5 protein-coding genes are annotated in these 5592 nt (G+C 59.3%); 2 read left to right on the forward strand and 3 right to left on the reverse strand.

Annotated features, from left to right (window positions below; translation table 11 throughout):
• Nucleotides 1–129: 129 nt before the first annotated feature.
• The 3 genes from FEM54_RS22755 to FEM54_RS22765 all read right to left on the reverse strand — a co-directional run bounded on the left by FEM54_RS22755 (nucleotide 130) and on the right by FEM54_RS22765 (nucleotide 3229).
• Complete coding sequence (locus FEM54_RS22755) at nucleotides 130–1158, reverse strand: purine-nucleoside phosphorylase (protein WP_017139613.1); 1029 nt, start codon at nucleotides 1156–1158, stop codon at nucleotides 130–132.
• A 14-nt stretch (nucleotides 1159–1172) separates the two neighbouring features.
• Nucleotides 1173–2135, reverse strand: a complete 963-nt coding sequence (locus tag FEM54_RS22760) for a nucleoside-specific channel-forming protein Tsx (RefSeq protein WP_017139612.1) — start codon at nucleotides 2133–2135, stop codon at nucleotides 1173–1175.
• Nucleotides 2136–2290: 155 nt separating this feature from the next.
• Nucleotides 2291–3229 carry an AraC family transcriptional regulator gene (locus FEM54_RS22765; RefSeq protein ID WP_138453159.1) on the reverse strand — a complete coding sequence of 313 codons (939 nt, stop codon included), beginning with the start codon at nucleotides 3227–3229 and terminating at the stop codon, nucleotides 2291–2293.
• 208 nt (nucleotides 3230–3437) lie between these two features.
• Between FEM54_RS22765 and FEM54_RS22770 the strand changes: the two genes are divergently transcribed.
• Complete coding sequence (locus FEM54_RS22770) at nucleotides 3438–4748, forward strand: ABC transporter substrate-binding protein (RefSeq protein ID WP_138453161.1); 1311 nt, start codon at nucleotides 3438–3440, stop codon at nucleotides 4746–4748.
• Between the two features lie 13 nt (nucleotides 4749–4761).
• Nucleotides 4762–5535, forward strand: a complete 774-nt coding sequence (locus tag FEM54_RS22775; RefSeq protein WP_138453164.1) for an L-iditol 2-dehydrogenase — start codon at nucleotides 4762–4764, stop codon at nucleotides 5533–5535.
• The last annotated feature ends 57 nt before the right edge of the window (nucleotides 5536–5592 follow it).

Here is a 5592-nt window from a genome sequence, read left to right on the forward strand (position 1 = left end):
GAATGTAGCCCACCCCGTGACTTAAAAGTGTGGGAGCTGGCTTGCCTGCGATGGCGGTCTGTCAGTCAGAGAATGATTGACTGATCCACTGCTATCGCAGGCAAGCCAGCTCCCACATTTTGATTTTTACTAGGCTTCAGGGACGCCTTTTTCCCAGGCCGACCAGTTCTTCAGGATCGCCTGTACCAGCGGATTGCCCGTGCGGTACAGGTTCTCCAACGCCGGTACAAACCCACCCTGGTCGGCATACTTCAGCAAGTTGTCCACCTCGCTGTAGCCCGGATACGGCCGGTCGAAATCAGAGCCGGCACGCACCACCGCCAAGCGCTGAATATCCACCAACCCTTCACGGCTGGCGCGCAGCAAGGCTTCATAGGTGGAGTTGTCTTCCTGCTGGGTGGTGCAGTACTCGCCTTTATTGTCGGTGAGCAACTTGGTCCAGACCTCGGCGCGTTCGCTCAGGCGTGTGCCGGAGAACCAGGTGTTGCCCGCCAAAGTGTCGCAGCGCGTGACTTGCGGCGGCTGGTTGGCCGGTGCGGCCGGGTAGTGTTTACGCCAGGCGCTGGATTCCTTGCTTTCGCTCAGCTCTACCTTTTGCGACAGGGCAAACGCCTTGGCCTGCAACTTCGGGTTCAGCTCGAATACTTCGGTCTTGTAGTCCAACGGTGGTTTTTCGTTGGGGCCTTTGGTGTTGATGCCGATGTAACCGGTTGGCCAGTCTTTAGGCGCATCGCGCGAATCCAGCTCCCATTGGGTGCCGAACTCCACCAGGTAATGCGCCCAGGCGGCGGTGCCGATGGTTCCGTGTTTAGGGCTGATGCCGGCGATCCCGGCAATCAGGAAGTAGCTCTGGCGCAGGTCGAACTTGGGCGACAACGCCAGGGCCAGTGTGGACGCGGCGGCGTTGGTCTGGCCCATGCCGGTCACCAGCAGGCACACGTCCTGGGTGTTGCAGCGGATCACCGGGTATTCGGCCGACAGGCCTGGCACACGGACTTCCTGCTTGAGTTCCAGGCGGTCGATCCAGGTTTGCGCCTCGGGGGCGAACATGGTGATCAGCATCACTTTGGGTTTGATCGGCGCCGCAGCATCGGCCAGCACCACGTGGGGCAAAAAGGCCAGGCCGATGGCCATCGAGAGACGGGTAAGCATGTTCATCTATAGCTCCTTGATCAGAATTGGTAACCGACACCGGCGTAGTAGCCCCAGCCATCCGAGCGGGCGCGGAAGTTGCCTTCGCCAAAATTCAGCTCGCTGCCATCCTCCCAGTTGCCGCCGTTGTGGAAGTAACGACCGACCAGGGTGAAGCGCAGGTGGGTGAACGAATACAACAGCACGTTGGTGGCCACCAATGAATTGGCGGTGCGCGCCGGGTTGTCCTTGTGCAAGTCCGAGCCGAAATCGTAGTTGGTAAAGCCGATGTAGGTCAGCGAGGCACCGTTATCGAAGCTGCTGATGGGCACGATGTATTTCATTTGCGCACGATAGCCGTCCCACGAGTATTCGTTGCTCGCGCCATAGTTTTCCCACTGGTAGCGCCCATAGAAGTTGGCCGACAGGTTGACCCGCGAATGGGTGTCGATGTCGGTGCCCAGGCCGCTGTACAAGGTGTTGGCGCGGTTGGACTTGTTACTGCCGTGGTCGTAGATCCAGTCAAAGGCTACATACCATTCCTTGAACGGACCGATGGCCAAACTGCGGCCGGCCAGGTAGTCGATGGAGATACGCGGCTCATGTTCCATGAACACCGGCGAGCCATGGTCCCACGCGCCTTTGTCATTACTGTTACCGATACCGAGGATTTTCGGCACGTCGATATAGCCATACAGCTCGAACGGGCCTTTGCGGCCGAAATACTCGTATTCCAGGTACACATCATCCTGCGGCTTGGGGCCGAAGCTGATGTCTTTGCTGCCGATCAGGGTCAGGTCCTGGTTGAACCAGTCCGACATGTACACGCCTTTTTTTACCGGGCTGGCTTCCGGGCTTTTGGTTTCAGGGCTGAGGGTTTCGCCCTGTGCTGAGTCATCGGTGGGTTTTTGCTGCGCCAAAATGGGTGCGCTGAGTACTCCCGTAACGGCGGCCAGTAGCAAGGAAACACCAAAACAAGCGGGACGCCTTGAGGTGAGGTGCATTGAAAATCCCTATTCTTACGCGGTTGGAACCCGTTTCTGCGGGTAGTGGTGAACTTGGCGGCCAAGTTCGTTCCGCAAACGTTTGCACGTGGCGTACCAACTTTGCTCAAAGGGTTGAGCAGTATGGAAAAAACAGGGATTAGTCGACCTTTTGGTCAAAATTGGCTGGGTGTCAATTTCTCGATTCGGTTGAATAAATGCATCGCGGTTTCGCGTCGATACTCGCTCGGCGTCTGGTGCATCTCGATGCGAAAGTGCCGGTTGAAGTTGGACAGGTTGGCGTAGCCCACTTCAAAGCAGATGTCCGCCACTGACATGTCGCTTTGCAGCAACAGGCGGCAGGCGCGTTGCACGCGGAACTTGCGCATCAGGTCTATAAACCCGTGACCGGTGTTGCGTTTGAAGAAGCGTGAGAAGCCGGGCTCGCTCATCTGCAGTTGCTGGGCGATGACCGAGAGGCGCAAGTCGCCGGTCAGCTCGCGCATCAGGTAATCGAAGGCTTTGTTGATGCGTTCGGCGCTGCGCGCATCCAGGGTTGGCGCGTAGCAGGGGCTGGTCAGCGCCTTTACCTGCGGCTGAGGTGCATTTTTTAGCGTGTCGAGCAGTTGCAGGAACAGGATCAACCGTTGCAGGCCTTGGGCGTTGCCGATGGCTTCCATCAACCCGGCTGCCTGCACGGCGGTCTCACCCGTGAATTCCAGGCCGCGTCGGGCCTGTTCGAACAGCGGCTGCAAGTCGCCGAGTTCCGGCAGGGTTTTGCGCAGCGCGAGCAGGGCGGCGCCGTCGAATTGCAGCACCACGTCGCGGCCAGTCAGGTATTCGCCAGGGGCCAGGTCGCCGATCCAGTCGTGGGGCAGGTCGGGGCCGATCAGCGCCACATGCCCGGCGCTGAACGCACCGATATAGTCGCCCGCTACCAACTTGCCACTGCCTTGGCGGATCAGGTGGATCTCAAACTCGGGGTGGTGGTTCCAGCGCGCCAGGTCATACGGGTAGTCATGTTCGAACCAGCGAAAACAGTGGTCCGGCTCGGGCAGGATCACTTCGAGTTCGGCGGGGCGATGTTCGAATAGTTTGTCGCGGCTGACGGGCACGGTAATGCCTCTTATACATTGGATAACGCCAAAATACGCGTACCGGCAATCAGTACGCTACCCCAGGTTTTGCCCGGCACTGATACTTTTTTGACTTTCAAGTGCGGGTTAAAAAAGTATCAGCAGCGCATTCGCCATTCGTTTGTGAGGCCTTGACCAAGCTGCTGTAATCGCAACTCAACAACAAAAACAACAGGTGGATACCGCCATGCTCAAGCTCCCACACGCGCTGTTCTTGCTGACTGGCCTGGCGCTGGCCATGCCCAGCTACGCCGCCGACACCGTGACCATCGCCACAGTCAACAACAGTGACATGATCCGCATGCAGCGCCTGTCCAAGGTGTTCGAGCAGCAGCACCCGGACATCAAGCTCAATTGGGTGGTGCTCGAAGAAAACGTGCTGCGCCAACGCCTCACCACCGATATCGCCACCCAGGGCGGGCAATTCGATGTGCTGACCATCGGCACCTACGAGACGCCATTGTGGGGCGCCAAACACTGGCTGGAACCGCTGACCGAACTGCCTGCCAACTATGACGCCGAGGATATTTTCCCTTCGGTGCGCCAAGGCTTGTCGGTCAACAACACCCTGCACGCGTTGCCGTTTTATGGTGAAAGCACGGTCACCTACTACCGCACAGACTTGTTCAAGCAAGCGGGGCTGAGCATGCCTGCGCACCCGACCTGGACTCAGCTCGGTGAGTTTGCCGCCAAACTCACGGTAAAAGATAAAGACCAATACGGCATGTGCCTGCGTGGCAAAGCGGGTTGGGGCGAGAACATCGCCTTGTTGAGCACCATGGCCAACGCTTTTGGCGCACGCTGGTTCGACGAACAGTGGAAGCCGCAGCTGACCAGCCCTGAATGGACGGCCGCCGCCAACTATTACGTCAACACCCTGAAAAACTACGGCCCGCCAGGCGTCTCCAGCAACGGCTTCAACGAAACCCTGGCGCTGTTCAACAGCGGCAAGTGCGCGATCTGGGTGGATGCCAGCGTCGCTGGCTCGTTCACCACCGACAAAACCCAGAGCAAAGTGGCCGACAGTGTAGGGTTTGCCGCCGCGCCGACCGAAGTCACCGACAAAGGCTCTTCCTGGCTCTATGCCTGGTCCCTGGCCATCCCGGCCACGTCCAAACACAAGGACGCCGCCAAGGCCTTTATTGCCTGGGCCACCTCCAAGGACTACATCCAACTGGTCGCCGACAAAGAAGGCATCACCAACGTACCACCGGGCACTCGCCAGTCCACCTACAGCGAGGCTTACCTGAAGGCCGCGCCGTTTGCCCAGGTGACGCTGGAAATGATGAAACACGCCGACCCTGCGCACCCGTCGGCCCAGCCGGTGCCGTATGTGGGCGTTCAGTACGTGACCATCCCGGAGTTCCAGGCCATCGGCACCTCGGTGGGCAAGCTGTTCTCGGCGGCGCTTACCGGCGGCATGACGGTTGACCAGGCGCTGCTTGAGGCTCAGTCCACCACCGAACGCGAAATGAAACGCGCCGGTTATCCTAAGTAAACAGGACTTCCTTATGAAACGACTCGAAGGTAAAAGCGCGCTGATCACCGGATCGGCGCGCGGTATTGGCCGCGTCTTTGCCCAGGCTTATATCGCTGAAGGCGCAACGGTTGCCATTGCCGATATCAACCTGCAACGCGCGCAGGCCACAGCCGCCGAACTGGGGCCACTGGCTTACGCGGTCGCGATGGACGTCACGGATCAAGCCTCCATCGACGGCGCGATTGCCACCATGGTGGCCCATGCCGGCAAACTCGATATCCTCATCAACAACGCCGCACTGTTCGACTTGGCGCCCATCGTCGATATCACTCGCGACAGCTTTGACCGGCTGTTTTCGATCAACGTCGGCGGCACGTTGTTCACCTTGCAGGCCGCGGCCCGCCAGATGATCCGCCAGGGCCACGGCGGCAAGATCATCAACATGGCCAGCCAGGCGGGGCGGCGCGGCGAGGCATTGGTGGCGGTGTATTGTGCGACCAAGGCGGCGGTGATCAGCCTCACGCAGTCAGCGGGCTTGAACCTGATCAAGCAGGGTATCAACGTCAATGCCATCGCGCCGGGCGTGGTGGATGGCGAGCACTGGGATGGCGTGGATGCGCTGTTTGCCAGGCATGAAGGGCTGGCGCCTGGCGAGAAGAAACAAAGGGTTGGGGCCGAAGTGCCGTTCGGGCGCATGGGCACGGCTGAGGATTTGACCGGCATGGCGATCTTCCTGGCCTCCAAAGATGCCGATTACATCGTGGCCCAGACCTACAATGTCGACGGCGGCAACTGGATGAACTAGGTCAAGTGTGGGAGCTGGCTTGCCTGCGAAAGCGGTTTATCAGTTGCAGTCTTGCTG

The organism is Pseudomonas edaphica, from assembly GCF_005863185.1.
GTDB lineage: Bacteria > Pseudomonadota > Gammaproteobacteria > Pseudomonadales > Pseudomonadaceae > Aquipseudomonas > Aquipseudomonas edaphica.